The sequence below is a fragment of the Microbacterium sp. PM5 genome, assembly GCF_003293595.1.
In the GTDB taxonomy this organism is placed as follows: domain Bacteria; phylum Actinomycetota; class Actinomycetes; order Actinomycetales; family Microbacteriaceae; genus Microbacterium.
Window position 1 is genome coordinate 707,950 of the sequence record NZ_CP022162.1, and the last position, 15,803, is coordinate 723,752.

At 71.0% G+C, this 15,803-nt stretch carries 11 protein-coding genes; 7 read left to right on the forward strand and 4 right to left on the reverse strand.

The features are described 5' to 3' along the window. Positions 1-62 precede the first annotated feature (62 nt). Both CEP17_RS03525 and CEP17_RS03530 read left to right on the forward strand, forming a co-directional pair. On the forward strand, positions 63-944 hold the full coding sequence (locus CEP17_RS03525; protein WP_112931287.1) for a PHP domain-containing protein: 882 nt from the start codon (positions 63-65) through the stop codon (positions 942-944). Between the two features lie 7 nt (positions 945-951). Continuing rightward, positions 952-1,818 (forward strand): DUF817 domain-containing protein, encoded by an 867-nt coding sequence (locus CEP17_RS03530; RefSeq protein WP_112931288.1) that lies wholly within the window; start codon positions 952-954, stop codon positions 1,816-1,818. Between the two features lie 45 nt (positions 1,819-1,863). Here CEP17_RS03530 and CEP17_RS03535 read toward each other — a convergent pair whose 3' ends face one another. After that, complete coding sequence (locus tag CEP17_RS03535; protein ID WP_112931289.1) at positions 1,864-3,387, reverse strand: DEAD/DEAH box helicase; 1,524 nt, start codon at positions 3,385-3,387, stop codon at positions 1,864-1,866. Positions 3,388-3,548: 161 nt separating this feature from the next. On the opposite strand from CEP17_RS03535, the gene CEP17_RS03540 reads away from it, so the two are divergent. Then, on the forward strand, positions 3,549-4,265 hold the full coding sequence (locus tag CEP17_RS03540) for a ferritin-like fold-containing protein (protein ID WP_036315065.1): 717 nt from the start codon (positions 3,549-3,551) through the stop codon (positions 4,263-4,265). Between the two features lie 30 nt (positions 4,266-4,295). On the opposite strand, the gene CEP17_RS03545 is transcribed toward CEP17_RS03540, so the two are convergent. Next, on the reverse strand, positions 4,296-4,586 hold the full coding sequence (locus CEP17_RS03545) for a hypothetical protein (protein WP_036315068.1): 291 nt from the start codon (positions 4,584-4,586) through the stop codon (positions 4,296-4,298). Between the two features lie 16 nt (positions 4,587-4,602). Continuing rightward, on the reverse strand, positions 4,603-4,827 hold the full coding sequence (locus tag CEP17_RS03550) for a DUF3107 domain-containing protein (protein WP_036315071.1): 225 nt from the start codon (positions 4,825-4,827) through the stop codon (positions 4,603-4,605). A gap of 175 nt (positions 4,828-5,002) precedes the next feature. Between CEP17_RS03550 and CEP17_RS03555 the strand changes: the two genes are divergently transcribed. Together CEP17_RS03555 and CEP17_RS03560 are read left to right on the forward strand one after the other, a co-directional pair. After that, on the forward strand, positions 5,003-8,179 hold the full coding sequence (locus tag CEP17_RS03555; RefSeq protein WP_239498577.1) for an ATP-dependent DNA helicase: 3,177 nt from the start codon (positions 5,003-5,005) through the stop codon (positions 8,177-8,179). After that, on the forward strand, positions 8,176-11,463 hold the full coding sequence (locus CEP17_RS03560) for an ATP-dependent DNA helicase (RefSeq protein WP_112931290.1): 3,288 nt from the start codon (positions 8,176-8,178) through the stop codon (positions 11,461-11,463). The genes CEP17_RS03555 and CEP17_RS03560 overlap by 4 nt, the downstream gene beginning before the upstream one ends. A 27-nt stretch (positions 11,464-11,490) precedes the next feature. On the opposite strand, the gene CEP17_RS03565 is transcribed toward CEP17_RS03560, so the two are convergent. Beyond that, complete coding sequence (locus CEP17_RS03565; protein WP_112931291.1) at positions 11,491-12,816, reverse strand: phosphotransferase; 1,326 nt, start codon at positions 12,814-12,816, stop codon at positions 11,491-11,493. Positions 12,817-12,881: 65 nt separating this feature from the next. On the opposite strand from CEP17_RS03565, the gene nudC reads away from it, so the two are divergent. Together nudC and CEP17_RS03575 are read left to right on the forward strand one after the other, a co-directional pair. Next, positions 12,882-13,814, forward strand: a complete 933-nt coding sequence (gene nudC / locus CEP17_RS03570; RefSeq protein WP_112931292.1) for an NAD(+) diphosphatase — start codon at positions 12,882-12,884, stop codon at positions 13,812-13,814. Continuing rightward, on the forward strand, positions 13,811-15,526 hold the full coding sequence (locus CEP17_RS03575) for an ATP-dependent helicase (protein WP_112931293.1): 1,716 nt from the start codon (positions 13,811-13,813) through the stop codon (positions 15,524-15,526). The genes nudC and CEP17_RS03575 overlap by 4 nt, the downstream gene beginning before the upstream one ends. The last annotated feature ends 277 nt before the right edge of the window (positions 15,527-15,803 follow it).

Here is a 15,803-nt window from a genome sequence, read left to right on the forward strand (position 1 = left end):
GGAGTTCCCGGACCGTGAGCGGTGGACGCCGGTCCCGTGCGCGCCGGCGGTACGCTCGGGGCATGGTTGTCTCGTCGACTGCGGAGTGGATGCCGCGGTTCCGCGGGCCCAGCGACCTGCACCTGCACTCCGACCATTCCGACGGCACGGAGCCTCCCGCGCGGGTGATGGCCGCCGCTCACGCCGTGGGTCTACACACCGCGGCGCTGACCGACCACGACACCACGTCCGGCTGGTCAGAGGCGGCAGAGGCGGCGGCGTCGCTCGGGATGACGTTGATTCCGGGGATGGAGCTGTCTGCCCGTCACGAGTGGCGCAGCGTCCATGTGCTCGCCTACCTGTTCGACCCGGAGCATGCGGTGCTGCGCGCACTCACCGACCGGATACGCCACTCGCGTCTGACTCGTGCGCAAACGATGGCCGAGCGCATCGGCCGGGATTACGACCTCACCTGGGACGACATTCTCGCCCAGACGACGGTCGGAGCGACCGTGGGGCGGCCGCACCTGGCCGACGCGCTCATCGCACGCGGCTACGTCCGCGATCGGGGTGAGGCGTTCGCCGGCATCCTTCACCCCGGCAGCGACTACTACGTCGACCTGTACGCGCCCGATCCCGTGACCGCGGTGGCGGCGGTGGTGGATGCCGGAGGTGTGCCGATCATCGCTCATCCGGCGGGCAGAGGGGGCTTGCTGCCCGAAGGTCTCGTGGGGCGCATGCTCGATGCCGGGCTCGCGGGCTTCGAACTCGGCCATCGGGAGAACCGGGAGCCGGCACTGGGGGCGCTGCAGACGCTCGTGGCCGAGCGGGACCTCATCGTCACCGGTTCCAGCGACTATCACGGACTGGGAAAGCCCAACCAACCGGGAGAGTTCACGACCGCCGACGAGATGGTGCAGCGCATCATCGGGAGGGCGACGGGCAGTTCGCCCGTTTTCGCCTGATCTCGCGATGCAGCAACCCACACCGCTCGAGCGGCGCATCGATGCGGCCGCTCACCGCGTGCTTCGGGGCGCGCCCGACCGCGGCGCGCGCGCGACAGCCGTGGAGTTGGCCGTCTTCGTGGTCAAGCAGGCGTGGGCCTGCGTGTTCGGCTTCTCGTTGCTGGCGGTGATCGTCGCGGCCCGATTGTGGTGGCCCGACGATGCTGCGGTGGCGCGCAACGACGCGTTGACGATCGCGGCCGTACTGATCCAGATCGCGATGCTCGCGGGGCGGCTCGAAACCGGCCGTGAACTGTGGGTGATCGTGCTCTTCCATGTCGCCGGCACGGTGATGGAACTGTTCAAGACGGATGCCGGATCGTGGACCTACGCGGCCGATGGCGTGCTGCGAATCGGCGGCGTACCGCTGTTCAGCGGATTCATGTACGCCGCCGTCGGCTCGTACATGGTGCGCGTCTACCGGCTGTTCGATCTCGCGTTCGTCCGCTACCCGCCGCGGTGGATCACGACGATCGTGGCGGCATCGATCTACGTGAACTTCTTCGCGCATCACTTCGTCTGGGATCTGCGCTGGGTGCTCCTTGTCGCTGTCGCGCTGCTCTGGGCTCGGACGGTGATGCACGCGCGCGTCTGGCGTCGCACGCTGAGGCTGCCGCTCCTGGCTGCCTACGCCGGCGTGGCGCTGTTCATCTACCTCGCAGAGAACATCGGCACGTGGGCGGGTGCGTGGGCGTACCCCGACCAGCTGGATGGATGGCATCCCGTCTCGATCACGAAACTCGTGTCGTGGTTCCTGCTGATGATCGTGTCGGTCGTCATGGTGACCTGGGTCTACCCGCCGCAGGCGCCGGCGACCGAGCCTGCGGGGCGGTGAACGGCCTCGGCGCGGTGCCCGAGGCGATGCGATCAGCGCGTAAGGTCAGGCTCCCGCGACAGGCGGAGTGGCCGGCGCGCCGCCGCCCGAGCCGCGGCGACGACGGCGGCGACGCGCGGGCGCGGCGTTGCCGTCGCGGTGCTCCTTGCCGGCGCCGTCGTGGGTTCCTGCGCCCTCGGCGGCAGCGGCAGCATCGCCGGTGTGCGCCGTCTCGGCATCCGCGCCCGTCGACGATCCTTCGGCGAACGTCGAGCCGATCGTCGACGATCCGGAGCGGCGACGGCGGCGACGGCGGGTGCCGGTCTCAGCGGCTCCCTCGGCCGCGGCATCCACGGCGCGCTCGGGCGCCGGGCGCTGCGTGCGCACCGACTCCGTCTTGGGCGCCTTCGCGATGCGGCCCTTGGTCCCCGCCGGGATGTCCAGGTCGGTGTACAGGTGCGGGCTCGACGAGTACGTCTCGACCGGCTCCGGCTGCCCGAACTCGAGCGCCCGGTTGATCAGGGCCCACTTGTGCAGGTCGTCCCAGTCGACGAAGGTGATGGCGATACCCGTCTTGCCGGCGCGGCCGGTGCGTCCCGCGCGGTGCAGGTAGGTCTTCTCGTCGTCCGGGATCGTGTGGTTGATGACGTGGGTCACGTCGTCGACATCGATACCGCGGGCGGCGACGTCGGTGGCGATCAGCACGTCCTTCTTGCCGGCCTTGAACGCGGCCATCGACCGCTCACGCGCCTCCTGGCTCATGTCGCCGTGCACGGCACCCGCATTGAACCCTCGGTCGTTCAGCTCGTCCACCAGCTTCTGAGCGGCGCGCTTGGTGCGGGTGAAGACCACCGTCTTACCCCGGCCCTCCGCCTGCAGGATGCGGGCGATCACCTCGTCCTTGTCGAGCGAGTGGGCGCGGTAGACGAGGTGCTTGATGTTGGCCTGCGTCAGTCCCTCATCGGGGTCGGTCGCCCGGATGTGGATCGGGTTGCTCATGAAGCGGCGCGCGAGGGCCACGATGGGGCCGGGCATCGTCGCCGAGAAGAGCTGGGTGTGGCGCACCGGCGCGACCTTCTGGAAGATCTTCTCGATGTCGGCGAGGAAGCCCAGGTCGAGCATCTTGTCGGCCTCGTCGAGCACGACTTCGATCGCACCGCTCAGATCGAGCAGGCGCTGGTTGTTGAGATCGATCAGGCGACCCGGTGTGCCGACGACGATCTGCGCACCGGCTTTCAGCTGGTCGATCTGGCCTTCGTACGCCTTGCCGCCGTAGATGGCGACCACGCTCGTGGAGCGGTTCTGGGTGAGCATGTCCATGTCTTCGTAGACCTGGACGGCCAGCTCGCGGGTCGGAACGACGATGAGCGCCTTCACACCCGGCGCCGGGTCGAGGCCGAGACGCTGGACGACGGGGATGCCGAAGCCGAAGGTCTTGCCCGTTCCGGTCTTGGCCTGGCCGATGATGTCCTGGCCCGGCAGCCCCAGCGGAATCGTCTGCTCCTGAATGGGGAAGGCGTCCACGATGCCCTTGGAGGCGAGGGCCTCGACGATGTCGGGATCGATTCCGAGTTCAGCGAATGTCGTCACAATACGTGCCTGTCTGGCGGTGAGAAGCCGCCGGTGAGGAAGTCCACGCCTTCTACTCATCCGCAGGCGCGGGGGTCTCGATCCATCGCCGAGACCTGACCAGCCTACCGGAGGGTGTCGTGACGACCTCGGAAGCGGCGGGTCGCATCTAGGCTGGGGGCGTGGTGACCTGGCCCTGGCAGCGCGACCGCACCGTCGCACGGACGCTGCGCGTGCGCTCTCGCGGCGACTTCGGCGACGTCCGGCGCGTCGACTTCGAAGAGCTCGCACCCGACATCGACACGTTCCTCGGTCAGGCCGCGTACCTGCAGCTCGGATACTTCGAGACGCTCAGCGAGCTGATCGCACCGACCCCCGAGCTGACGCAGAAGGAATCGATCTCGGTGGCTGCCGGAGCAGCCCTGCACAAACACCGCGCGATCCTCGCCCTCATCCGTGAACGCGGCGACGATCCCCTCGATCTCATGCTTCCCTTCCGTGAGCCGCTCGACGCATTTCGCCGGTCGACGCACGGTGCCCGCTCCCTCGAGACGATGCTCTCGGTGCACATCACGGCGGGCATGCTGGACGACTTCTATCTGGCGCTGTCCTCCAGCTACGGCGTGACGGGCCGGCGGGTCGCGGAGATCCTGCGCGGCGACGACGACCGGCAAGCCCTCGTCGACATCATCGCGGGCGCGATCGCCGCCGATGAGCAGTGGAAATCGCTGCTCGCTCTGTGGGGACGTCGCCTCGTGGGCGACACCCTGCTCATCGCCCGCGCCGCGCTTCGTCCTCAGACCTTGGATGCCGCGGAGGAGCGCAAGGTCGAGCCGGTGTTCACCGACCTTCTCGGTGCGCACTCGCGTCGCATGTCTGCGATGGGGCTCGACGCCTGACAGAGGGGCCGCGCCGTCGGCCCGGCGAGCTCAGGAGATCTTCAGCCGCAACCGCTCGCGCGCGTCGTGGTTCGCGCGCACTCGCGTGAGGATGGCGAGGACCGCGGGTACGACGACCGCGGGGACGGCGATCGAAAGGATCCACAGCCACGGATCCAGCGTCGTCAGACCGGCCCAGGTGAGGGCCATCCAGACCACTCCGCCCAGGACGGCACCGAGCACGGGGGCGACGGCGCTGCCACGCGAGGGGCGTCCGGGCATGAGGTAGTGCAGGACGCCGCCGTAGGCGCCGCCGAAGATGAACGCGAGCAGGATGTCCACGGTGGGATGCCGGTGCTCAGGCGACGAAGCCGACGCGCCGGGACTCTTCCGTGCCGACCTCGATGAAGGTGATGCCGGCCGTGGGAACGATGTAGGTGTTGCCCTTGACGTCGGTGAAGGTGACGAAGGACTCCGAGGCCTCGAGGGCCTTCTGGATCGTGCTTGTCACGGCATCCGCCGACTGGGCCGACTCGAAGCTGAGCTCCCGAGCGGTGTTCGCGATGCCGATGCGGATCTCCACGGTGATTGCCTCACTTCTGTTCATGACCCGCCGCCGTCGGCGGCCGGAGCGGACCGGTACCCCGGCCGCACCTCGACTCTACGACACCGGATCGGGCGCGGGATCGCGCGCAGGGCAGTGCGCCGCTCGCTGTGCGCGAACGCTCGTGTCGGTGTGTCCGGCTAGCGTGAGAGGCATGGATCGTGTGACGTGGGATGCCGCTCAGCGTGCCGTCATCGACCTTCCCGCCGACGCGTCCGGCGTCGTGGTGGGCGCCCCGGGATCGGGTAAGACCGCGACCGCGATCGCGCGGGTCGGCGCACTCGTCCGGCCGCCCGCGGGCCACACCCGCGGCGCGTTGCTGCCGGACGAGGTGCTCGTGCTGACTCCGTCTCGGACCTCCGCGACCGCACTGCGTGATCGCCTCGCTCTCGCCGTCGACGTCGCCACGCCCGGCGCATTGGCGCGCTCGATCGTCGCGTTCGCCTATCAGATCATCCGCGCCGACGCCGTCCATCGCGGCGACCCGGCGCCCCAGTTGCTGACCGGCCCGGACGAGGATCAGGTCATCGCCGACCTCCTGGCCGGGGATTGCGAGGATGAGGCCGAGGGCTTCACCCGGTGGCCGTCCTCGCTGCCGGCCGCGGTGCGCTCCACACGGGCGTTCCGCGCGGAGCTGCGGGCTCTGCTCGCCGAGTGCGCCCAGCTCGGGATCTCGCCGGACGGTCTGTCGGACCTCGCGGCGCAGCACGGCGTCGCGGAGTGGGCGGCGGCGGCGTCCTTTTCCCGGGAGTACCTGTATGCGCGCGACCGCATGCGCGGCGCCCACCGCGACGCCGCGGGTCTCGTGCGCGAGGCACTGGGCCTGGTCCGCACGCTCCCGGCCGGAGCGCCAGGACTTGCCGCGCTGGAGCGGCTGCGGGCGATCGTGGTGGACGACGCCCAGGAGCTGACTCTCGGCGGGATGGAGCTCCTGGAGGCGTGCCGCTCTCGGGGTGTCGCCGTGCTGGCGTTCGGCGATCCGGATGTCGGCTCGGGGAGCTTCCGCGGCGCCAGCCCGGAGAACTTCTCCCGCCTCGCAGCCGCCGGGCCGGTGCACGTGCTGGAGCGGATGCACCGCGGCACCGACGCCCATCGACGCCTGATCGCCGCCGTCACGGCCCGCATCGGAGCTGCCGGCCTCGTCGCGCACCGCCTGCGCCCTCCCACCGCCTCCGACGCGCCGACGGTCGACGACGAGAGTGTCCGTGCCGTCACCGCCCGTTCCGCGTCGGAAGAGCATGACGTGATCGCACGTCTGCTCCGAGAGCGCCACGTCCACGACGCGGTGCCGTGGTCCTCGTGCGCCGTCATCGCGCACGACAGTCGACAGGTTGCGACTCTCGAAGCCGAACTCGCCGCTCGCGAGGTGCCCACGCGCACCCGCGGGCAGCGACCGCTGGCTGAGGCCCGCGCGGTGGCGGATCTGCTGCGCATCGCACTGCTGGCGGAGCTCGATCCCGCCGGCTGGAGCCTCGAGGACGCCGTCGATGCCCTTCGCGCCGGCGGGATGGATCCGGTCGAGATCCGCCGGCTGCGTACCGCCCTGCGGCTGTCGGCGCTCGCTGCGGAGCCGCCGGCGGAGGCTGCCTCCGACGAGCGGGTCGTCTCCAGCGCCGAGCTACTGGTCTCCGCGCTCGGTCATCCCGTCGCGTTCGCCCTGCTCGACACCCGAGAGGGTCGCCGCGCCGAGCGGATCGCGCGGACCCTCGCGGATGTCCGCGCTCACTGGGATCTCGTCCACGCGGGCGGGGCCCAGGCGCCCACCGCCCACGAGATCCTGTGGAGTGCGTGGGACGGCCTGGGTGCCGAGCGGTCATGGGTCGCCGCAGCCGAGGGGTCGGGGCCGCTCGCCGCACAGGCCGGCAGAGAGCTCGACGCGCTGGTGGCACTCTTCCAGGCCGCCAAACGTCACGGCGAGAGAGCGGACGGCACCTCACCCGGGGCGTTTCTGCGCGGCATCCTCGATTCGGACGTCGCCGAAGATCGGCTGGTCGACGATTCCCGGGCGGATGCCGTCGACATCCTCACCCCCGCCGGCGCTCTCGGAGCCGAGTACGACACCGTCGTCGTCGCCGGGGTCCAGGAAGGCGTCTGGCCGAACCTGCGGGCGCGAGGAAGTCTGCTGCAGACCTGGCGGCTGGCGCCGCTCGCCCTCGGGGGCTCCGAAACCGCCGACACGCTGGATCGACGACGAGGGGTGCTCCACGACGAGTTGCGTCTGTTCGCGCGCGCGTGCTCCCGCGCCCGCCGACGCGTCATCGTGACCGCCGTCGACGACGACGACACGGGGCCGAGTCCGCTCTTCGAGATGCTCCCGCAGGCGCAGCCCGCCGCACGCTCGGCGGCGCATCCGCTGACCCTGCGTGGGCTGGTTGCCCAGCACAGACGTGCGCTCACGGAGCGTCGAGCAGACCCCTCCACGCGACGCGCCGCCGCCGAGCAGCTGCGGCTGCTCGCTGCGGCGGGCGTTCCGGGCGCCGCGCCCGACGAGTGGTATGGCATCGCCCCCGTGACGTCCACAGCGCCGTTGCGCGATCTCACGCGCGAGGACGTGCGCGTATCGCCGTCGCGGCTCCAGACGGTGGAGGAGTGCGAGCTCAACTGGCTGCTCGCCGACCTGGGGGCGGATGACGGGGGAGCCGTCGCGGGCCTCGGCACGCTGGTGCACGCGGCGATGGAGCGCGCAACGGGCTCCGACGAGGACGCGCTGTGGGCGGTCGTGGACGCGCGGTGGAGTGAACTGGAGTTCGAGTCCGCCTGGCGCGAGCGCTCGGAGCGCGTGCGGGCGCGCGAACTCGTGCGGCGACTGTCGCTGTATCTGCGGCGGTTCGAACTCGCGGGCGGAACCGTCATCGGCGCGGAACCGCATTTCGAGGTCCCGGTCGCCCTCGATCCGGTCGGCGATCACGGTGCCATCGTCAGCGGCTACATCGATCGCGTGGAGCGCACGGCCTCCGGGGAGGTGGTGATCGTCGATCTCAAGACCGGAAAGCGTGAGCCGCAGACCGATGCGAAGGTCATCGACAATCCGCAGCTCGCCGCCTACCAGCTGGCGCTCGATGCGGGCGCCATCCCCGAGGCTGCCGGCCTCACGCCCGGCGGGGCGAAGCTGCTCGTGCTGCGCCCGTCCGCGGCCACGAAGGATTATGTGGAACCCCGCCAGCCGCCGCTGGACGACGTCGCTCGCGACGCCTTCCTCGCCCGAGTGCGGAGGGCGGCGACCGTCATGAGCGGCGCGGAGTTCTCGGCGCCGTATGAGGAGCACTGTCGCGATGATCACTCCTACGGCCTGTGCCGCATCCACACGATCAACGCGGTGAGCGCGTCATGAGCGCCGTCTCTCCGGCCGCGCTCGCGGCCGCCCTCGGCCAGTTCCCTCCCACGGACGAACAAGCCCGCGTGATCGCGGCGCCCCTTGCGCCCGCGCTCGTCGTCGCCGGCGCCGGCAGCGGCAAGACCGAGACGATGGCGGGACGCGTGGTGTGGCTCGTGGCGAACGGCCTCGTTCCGCGTGACGCGCTGCTGGGTCTGACGTTCACCCGCAAGGCCGCCGGCGAACTCGCCGAGCGCGTGCACCGGCGACTGCAGCGGCTTGCGGAGTTCGAACGCCGCGGACTCGTTCCCCATCTCGAGGCCCTGCACGCGCGGGGGCAGCTGGGGATCCTCGGCGAGCTCGAGCGCAGCGGTGCACCGTCGTCGTCGCGGTACACCGTGCTCGATGAACTCGTCGTCGCCACCGGCGCCGTCGCGGTCCCCGATGAGGTGTCGGCCGACGCGCTGCTGGAGCGGCCGACCGTCTCCACGTACAACAGCTTCGCCGACAGCATTGTCCGCGAGCACGCCGTCAGACTCGGCCGCGACGCCGAAGCCGCCGTTCTCAGCGAGTCGGCGGCCTGGCTGCTGATGCGACGTGTCGTGCTCGAGTCGGACGATCCGCGGCTGGAGGTACGCGAAGAGGCGCTGCGTTCGATCATCGATGCCGCCCTGCGCATCGCCCGTGACGCTGCTGACAACCGCGTCGACCTCGAGCAGCTCGCGCGCTTTCCCGCGCGCTTCTCGGACGTTCTGGAACGGCCATCGACGTCGGCGCGCGTCACGGTGTACGCCGACATCGCGAAAGCGCAGGTGGCCGTCGGCGCACTGGACGTCCTCGCGGATCTTGCACGGGAGTACGCCCGGCGAAAGCTCCGTCGAGGGGTGATCGATTTCTCCGACCAGGTCGCGGGCGCCTGCGAGATCGTCGAAGCGCATCCGACCGTCGGAGAGGAGTTGCGCGATCGCTATCGCGTGGTGCTGCTGGACGAGTACCAGGACACCTCCGTCGTGCAGACCCAGCTGCTCGCCTCCGCCTTTCGCGACGCGGCCGTCATGGCCGTCGGAGACCCTCACCAGTCCATCTACGGCTGGCGGGGGGCGAGCGCCGGCAACCTCGGCGACTTCGCGACGGCATTCAGCAGCACCGGTCGGGCCGAGACCTTCGCGTTGATGACGAGCTGGCGCAACAGCGTCGACGTGTTGCGCGCGGCTGACGCCGTGCTCGCGCCTCTCGCCGAGAGCGTCCCCGTCGTCGTCGAAGGCCTGCGACCTCGTCCGGGAGCGGGCTCGGGCGAGGTGGAGATCCACATCGACACCGACATCGATGCGGAGGCCGACGCCGTGGCGGACTGGTTCGCGCGTGTACGGCACGAGCGCGCCCAAGCGGGCGCCGCGACGACAGGAGCCGTGCTCTTTCGCAGCAAGAAGCACATGGTGCATTTCGCGGACGCCCTGGGCCGGCGCGGCATCCCGCACCGCATCCTCGGCCTCGGCGGGCTGCTGTCCACTCCGGAGGTCGTCGACGTGGTCGCGACGCTCCGCGTGATCAGCGACCCGCGCGCGGGTTCGTCGCTGATCAGGTTGCTTGCCGGCCCGCGCTGGGGGATCGGCGTGGCTGATCTGCGGGCATTGAGTGAGCTGTCCCGCAGGATCAGCCGTCACGACGCCGCGCTTCGACCCTTGGAGCCCGACGTCGTGGCGCGGATGCGTTCGTCGGCGGGGGATGACCAGGGCTCGCTCATCGACGCCCTCGACTTCTTCCTGCGCCACGGCGTCGACCACGGTTGGCTGTCCGACTTCACGGCCGCGGCGCGGGAACGCCTGCGCGAGGCGGCCGCCGTCTTCGCCGGCCTGCGTCGGCAGGCGACGCTGCCGATCCCGGAGCTCGTGCGCATGATCGAACTCGAGCTCCGCCTGGACATCGAGCTCGCCGCGAATGAGGCGCGCGGTCCGGCACGGGTCGCCGGCGATCAGCTGCGCGCTTTCGTCGATGAACTGCACGGCTTTCTGGCGACGGATGACCGTGGTTCGCTGCCGAGCCTTCTCGCCTGGCTCGACCACGCCGAGCGCCTCGATGAGTTCGCACCCCGCACGGAGCCGCCCGAGGACGATGTCGTGCAGCTGCTCACGATCCACGGGTCCAAAGGCCTCGAATGGGACGCCGTGGCGGTCGTCCGCCTGGTCGAGGACGAGCTGCCCTCGCGGCCGAAGGACACGCGTGGGTGGCTCGGGTTCGGCGTTCTCCCGTACGAGTTCCGCGGCGACGCGGATTGGTTGCCCGACTTCCGGTGGGATGCCGACCGGTCCCCGACGCAGCAGGATCTCGTCGGCGCCTTGAACGACTTCGTCGCGGCCGGGCGCGCGCGCCAGCGTGATGAGGAGCGTCGGCTGGCGTACGTCGCCGTCACTCGTGCACGCGACCACCTGCTTCTGAGCGCTTCGCACTGGTCGGGCACCACGTCGCCGCGTCGCCCGAGCGCTTTCCTGGAGGAGATGGCCGCGGCCCTGGGCCGGACGATCGACCCGGACGTCGACCCGGGCGAGAACCCTTTCGAGGGTCGCCGCCGCCTCCTGACGTGGCCGCTCGATCCCCTCGGAGCGCGGCGCGGCACCGTCGCCGCCGCCGCCGATGACGTGCGCCGGGCGGCGGACGCCGAGCCCACCGCCGAACTCGCCCTCCTGCTCGCCGAGCGGGCGGAGCGGCAGCGCTCGGCGCGACCGGCGGCGCCCGTGCGCATCCCGGCATCCCGTTTCAAGGACTTTCTCGGCGATGCGCCGGCGCTGCGCCGTGCGCTGCCCGAGCGTCCGTATCGCCAGTCGCGCCTGGGCACCGCGTTTCATTCGTGGGTGGAGCAGCGTTCCGGCATCGTGGGGGCCGGCGTCTCACTCGAGGACGCGCTGTGGGACGACGATGACGCGAACCCCGCTGCCGACGTTCCGTCCGCCTCGACACCCGCCGACCTCGCGCAGCTGCAGGAGCGCTTTCTGGCGTCGGAGTGGGCGTCGTTACGGCCGTTGGAGGTCGAGACGGAGATCGACGTCACGATCGACGACGCTCTCGGCGACGGTCGGGCGCACGTCGTGATCTGCAAGCTCGACGCCGTCTACCGGCGCGGCGATCGCATCGAGATCGTCGACTGGAAGACGGGCCGTGCGCCGCGCACCGCCGCCGAGAGGGAAGAGCGGATGATCCAGCTGCGCCTGTACCGCGAGGCGTACCACGCCCGGCACGGCATACCGCGAGAGCAGATCGACGTGGTGCTCTTCTACGTCGCCGAGGGGCTCATCCTCCGGGACTGATGTTCGCGGCGGCGCGCGCGGCCGGCGTCAGGCCGTTCCCGTCCACCGCCGCAGCGCGTTGCGGGCGGCGGTATCGCGGTCGATGTCGTCGGGCGAGGGCTCACCGGGGGTGTCGTCTGCCACGGCATCGCCTCGACCGTCCTCGGGCGCGGAGCCGTCGTGCACGGGAATGTCGGACGTGTGCACCGGAACGCGCGTGGCTGACGCGTGTGCCGGCTGCGCCCACTCGGACATCTCGATCGCGACGGTGTCGAGGCGGCTGGTCTCGACCATGCCGGTCGCATTCTCGTCGGCGAGGAAGGTGGCGAGGGTCTCGGGGTCGAAGCTGTCGGTCTGCATCGAGGTGTCCGCGGCCTCGCCCGCTCCGGCAGGCACCCGCTGGGTCGCTGCGAGCGCCTGATCGAGCGTGACGTCATCACGTGCTCGCACGGGCTCGTCGCGAACGTTGGCGTCGAGCGATTCGAGCAGTGCCACGGCGTCGCGGACGACGTCCTGCTGACCGGCCTCGTGGCCGTGCACCAGCCACTTCGCGAACTCCAGCTCCGCGTGCAGCCGAGCCCGCTCGGCGAGAAGGGCGTCGGGCGCGCGGTGCGAACGACGCGCGTACTCGTCGAGCACGTCGGCCTGAGCGGCCGGGGCCGAGGCCGTCCAGCGCACATCGATGGCCGGGTCCCCGACGCCGAGCGCACCCCAGGTCAGAAGGCCGGTGACGGCGGGGGTGCCGTCGGCATCGTCTTCGAAGACGAAGGATGCCGGGTCCACCCCACCCAGAACGACGGTCGTCTCGAAGCGCCACAGCGGATCGGAGCCGATGGCGGTGCTCCAGCGTCGCAGCAGACCGAAGGGCAGCAGGCCCGTCGACTCCGCCCGATCGAGGAGGCGCTCGGCCTCGTCGCGCACCTGCGCAGACGTCAGCATCGGCAATCCCGCGTCGCGGATCACCGTCACCGGGAGGTCGTGAACCGCCGCGATCGCGGCGGCGAGAGCGGTGGCGACCCCCCGGCCCGCGGGCACGTGGGCGGCATCGACCCGGTAGCCGGGCAGCAGGGTCTGGACGAGGGCGCTGCGGCCATCGACCGTCGTCTGACCGAGCACATCCGGGGCGCCGAACGGCAGCACTCCACGCACCCCCGCGGTCAGCGACGTCAACGCCCGCGCCTCGGAGCGCAGATCCTGCTCGGCCTGGTCGTTGACGGGTACGCGCACCACGACTCGTCGGCCGTCGTCGAGCGTGGCGATCGCGCTGTCGTAGCGGCCGGAGACGCCCTCGGTCAGCGGCGCCACACCGACCACCGCGACGCGGGGAAGGGCCGACGTGACCGACGCGGCTAGAGTGAGTGGTGAGCGTGCCATGCCCCCAGGGTAGGTGTGCCGCGCCCCGTCCCCGTGTGCGCCACGCCCGTCGAGGAAGGTCCCGGATGTCGCCATCGGCTGAGCCGCCCGTTCCCGTTCGTCCGCCCGCTCTTGCGCGCGGCGGCATCGACCGCTGCGCCGAGGAGCGCGACGCACCGGACCTGCTTGCGCGTCTTCGCGCGGAGAGGTCGACGCGGGTGGTCGCCGTGCACGGCGATCGCGCCCCGCTCGACGGCGACGGGACGCTGCGCACCGTGCCGGTCGAGAGCATTCGTGACGGGGTGTCGTGGGCATTCCTCGGACGCGACGGCGCAGGCGCCGCGGTGCTGCTCGCGGCATCCGGTGCCGACCATGACGTTCCCCTGAGCGCGCATCCCGCCGACGGGTGGGCAGCGCTGCGGGCGGTCGGCGGAGAGATGTCGGCTACGGACGCCGGACTCCTCGTCGAGGCGGTCGCTCTGGGGCGATGGCTGGTGGAAGCGCCCTTCTGCTCCCACTGCGGTGCGCGCACCGAGGAACGTGCAGCGGGCTGGGCGCGCCACTGCCCGGTCTGCGGGCGCGAGCATTTTCCCCGCACCGACCCCGCCGTCATCGTCGCCGTGATCTCTCCGGACGGCTCGTCGTTGCTGCTCGGCAAGAACGCGCTGTGGGCGGATCGCAACCTCTACTCGACGTTCGCCGGCTTCGTCGAGGCGGGGGAGTCGCTGGAGTCGGCGATCGTGCGCGAGGTGCAGGAGGAGGCCGGCGTGATCGTCGAGGCGCTGCACTACCGGGGGTCGCAGTCGTGGCCCTACCCGCGCTCGCTGATGCTCGGATTCCATGCGACGGCGGTCAGCATGTCGGCGGCCTGCGCCGACGGCGAGGAGATCGTCGACGTCCGGTGGTTCTCGCGCGGGGAGATCCGTGGAGCGCTGCGCGGCGAGGGCGACGTGCTCCTGCCAGGCATGACATCCATCGCGCACCGGCTGATCGCAGACTGGGCGGGAGATCCCGCGTGAGCGGACGCGCACTGGAGGGCCTGGACGACGAGCAGCGGGTCGCGGCGGCGACGCTGCGCGGACCCGTGTGCGTGCTTGCGGGGGCCGGCACGGGAAAGACACGGGTGATCACGCACCGCATCGCCCACGGCGTCGACACGGGGGCTTATTCGCCGTCGAGAGTCATGGCGGTGACCTTCACAGCGAAGGCGGCGGGGGAGATGCGCGGGCGGCTCCGCGCGCTCGGTGTCGAAGGGGTCGCCGCACGCACGTTCCATGCGACCGCGCTGGCGCAACTGAACTTCTTCTGGCCGCAGCTCGCCCGTGACACCGCGCCCTCGATCATCGACAACAAGGTACGCGTGCTCGGGCAGGCCGCCGACAGCCTGGGCCTCCGCCTGGACGGCACCACCCTGCGCGACGTCGCCAGCCGCATCGAATGGCGCAAGGTCGCGATGCGCACGATCGATCAGGATGCCGCGGCGCACCCCGAGGGGCTTGGCGCCGCCCTGGATGCACCGGCGCTCGCAGACCTGCAGCGCCGATACGAGAAGGTGAAGGACGAACGCCGTCAGCTGGACTTCGAGGATGTCCTGCTCGCGTGCGCCGGGATGCTGGAATCGGAGCCGCGCGTCGCGGCGGCCGTGCATGAGCAGTACCGCCACCTGACGGTCGACGAGTTCCAAGACGTCTCGCCTGTGCAGCACCGCCTCCTGGAGCTCTGGCTCGGAGACCGACGAGACCTCTGCGTCGTCGGCGACGCGAGCCAGACCATCTACTCGTTCGCCGGCGCCGACCCGCGCTACCTGCTCGAGTTCCCCGACCGCTACGAGGATGCCACCGTCGTGCGGCTGGAACGCAACTACCGCTCCGACCCGGCGATTCTCGGTGTCGCGAATGCGCTCATGCGCGGACGCCCCGGGGCCCTGGTCCTGCGTTCGGACCGACCGACGGGCCCCGTCCCGTCGGTCACCGCCTACGACGACGATCAAGCGGAAGCCGACGGCGTGGCTGCGGCGGTGGCGGCCCAGCTCGCGTCGGGCATCGAGCCGAACGAGATCGCCGTGCTGTATCGAGCCAACGCGCAATCAGCGCCGGTGCTCTCGGCCCTCGCCTCGCGCGGCATCGCCGCGACCGTGCTCGGCGGCAAGCGATTCTTCGACCTGCCCGAAGTCCGCCAGGCGGTTTCGCTCCTGCGCGGTGCCTCTGTCGCACCGACTGGGGATGGTCTGGTGCGGGCGGTGCGGGACGTGCTGCGGTCGGTCGGCTTGACCGATGATCCGCCTCCGGCCGGTGGGGCACTTCGCGACGCGTGGGAGGCGCGAGCCGCCGTGCTGCGTCTGGCCGAGCAGGCACCGGAAGACACCACCCTGCGGGCGTTCACCGACGAGCTCATCCTTCGTGGGCGCAGTCAGCACGAGCCCACTCTGCGGACGGTGACGCTCGCTACGCTCCACGCGGCGAAAGGCCTGGAGTGGGATCACGTCCACCTCCTCGGGCTCGCGGAGGGACTGCTGCCGATCTCTTACGCCACGGGCTTCGACGAGATCGACGAGGAACGAAGACTCGCCTACGTGGGGGTCACGCGGGCTGCGCGTACCCTTTCGATGAGCTGGTCGGAACGGTCGGGATCGCGCCCGCGTCAGCGTTCCCGCTTCCTTCAGGAGATCGGCACAGGCACCGTGCGTGCGGGCGATGCGCATGCCACGTCCGCCGGACGCGCGCGGCGCTGAGCCCCACCGAGAGGCTCGACTGCGGCTCATCGGGGCGTGACCCAGAGGAATCGAGGGCGTCGCGCAGAAGCCTGCCGGTGAGGATGCCGGCTTCGATCAGCAGGCCGGGATCCGTGCGTACCGGATCACGACCGAGCAGCTGCGCAGCAAGGAGCGGCCACTGCGGGTCTTCGGCGGTGCGACGTGCGTGCTCGCACGCGGTGCACGCCGTCACGCCGGGGACGACGACGGGTCCGACGTGCACGCGGTCGCCGGCGAGTTCGATCGGGATATGGGT

Excerpts from the sequence above, each read along its gene's own strand:
- CEP17_RS03525 (WP_112931287.1), top strand. The coding sequence starts at position 63 with ATGGTTGTCTCGTCGACTGCGGAGTGGATGCCGCGGTTCCGCGGGCCC.
- CEP17_RS03530 (WP_112931288.1), top strand. The coding sequence starts at position 952 with ATGCAGCAACCCACACCGCTCGAGCGGCGCATCGATGCGGCCGCTCAC.
- CEP17_RS03555 (WP_239498577.1), top strand. The coding sequence starts at position 5,003 with ATGGATCGTGTGACGTGGGATGCCGCTCAGCGTGCCGTCATCGACCTT.
- CEP17_RS03560 (WP_112931290.1), top strand. The coding sequence starts at position 8,176 with ATGAGCGCCGTCTCTCCGGCCGCGCTCGCGGCCGCCCTCGGCCAGTTC.
- CEP17_RS03565 (WP_112931291.1), bottom strand. The coding sequence starts at position 12,816 with ATGGCACGCTCACCACTCACTCTAGCCGCGTCGGTCACGTCGGCCCTT.
- nudC (WP_112931292.1), top strand. The coding sequence starts at position 12,882 with ATGTCGCCATCGGCTGAGCCGCCCGTTCCCGTTCGTCCGCCCGCTCTT.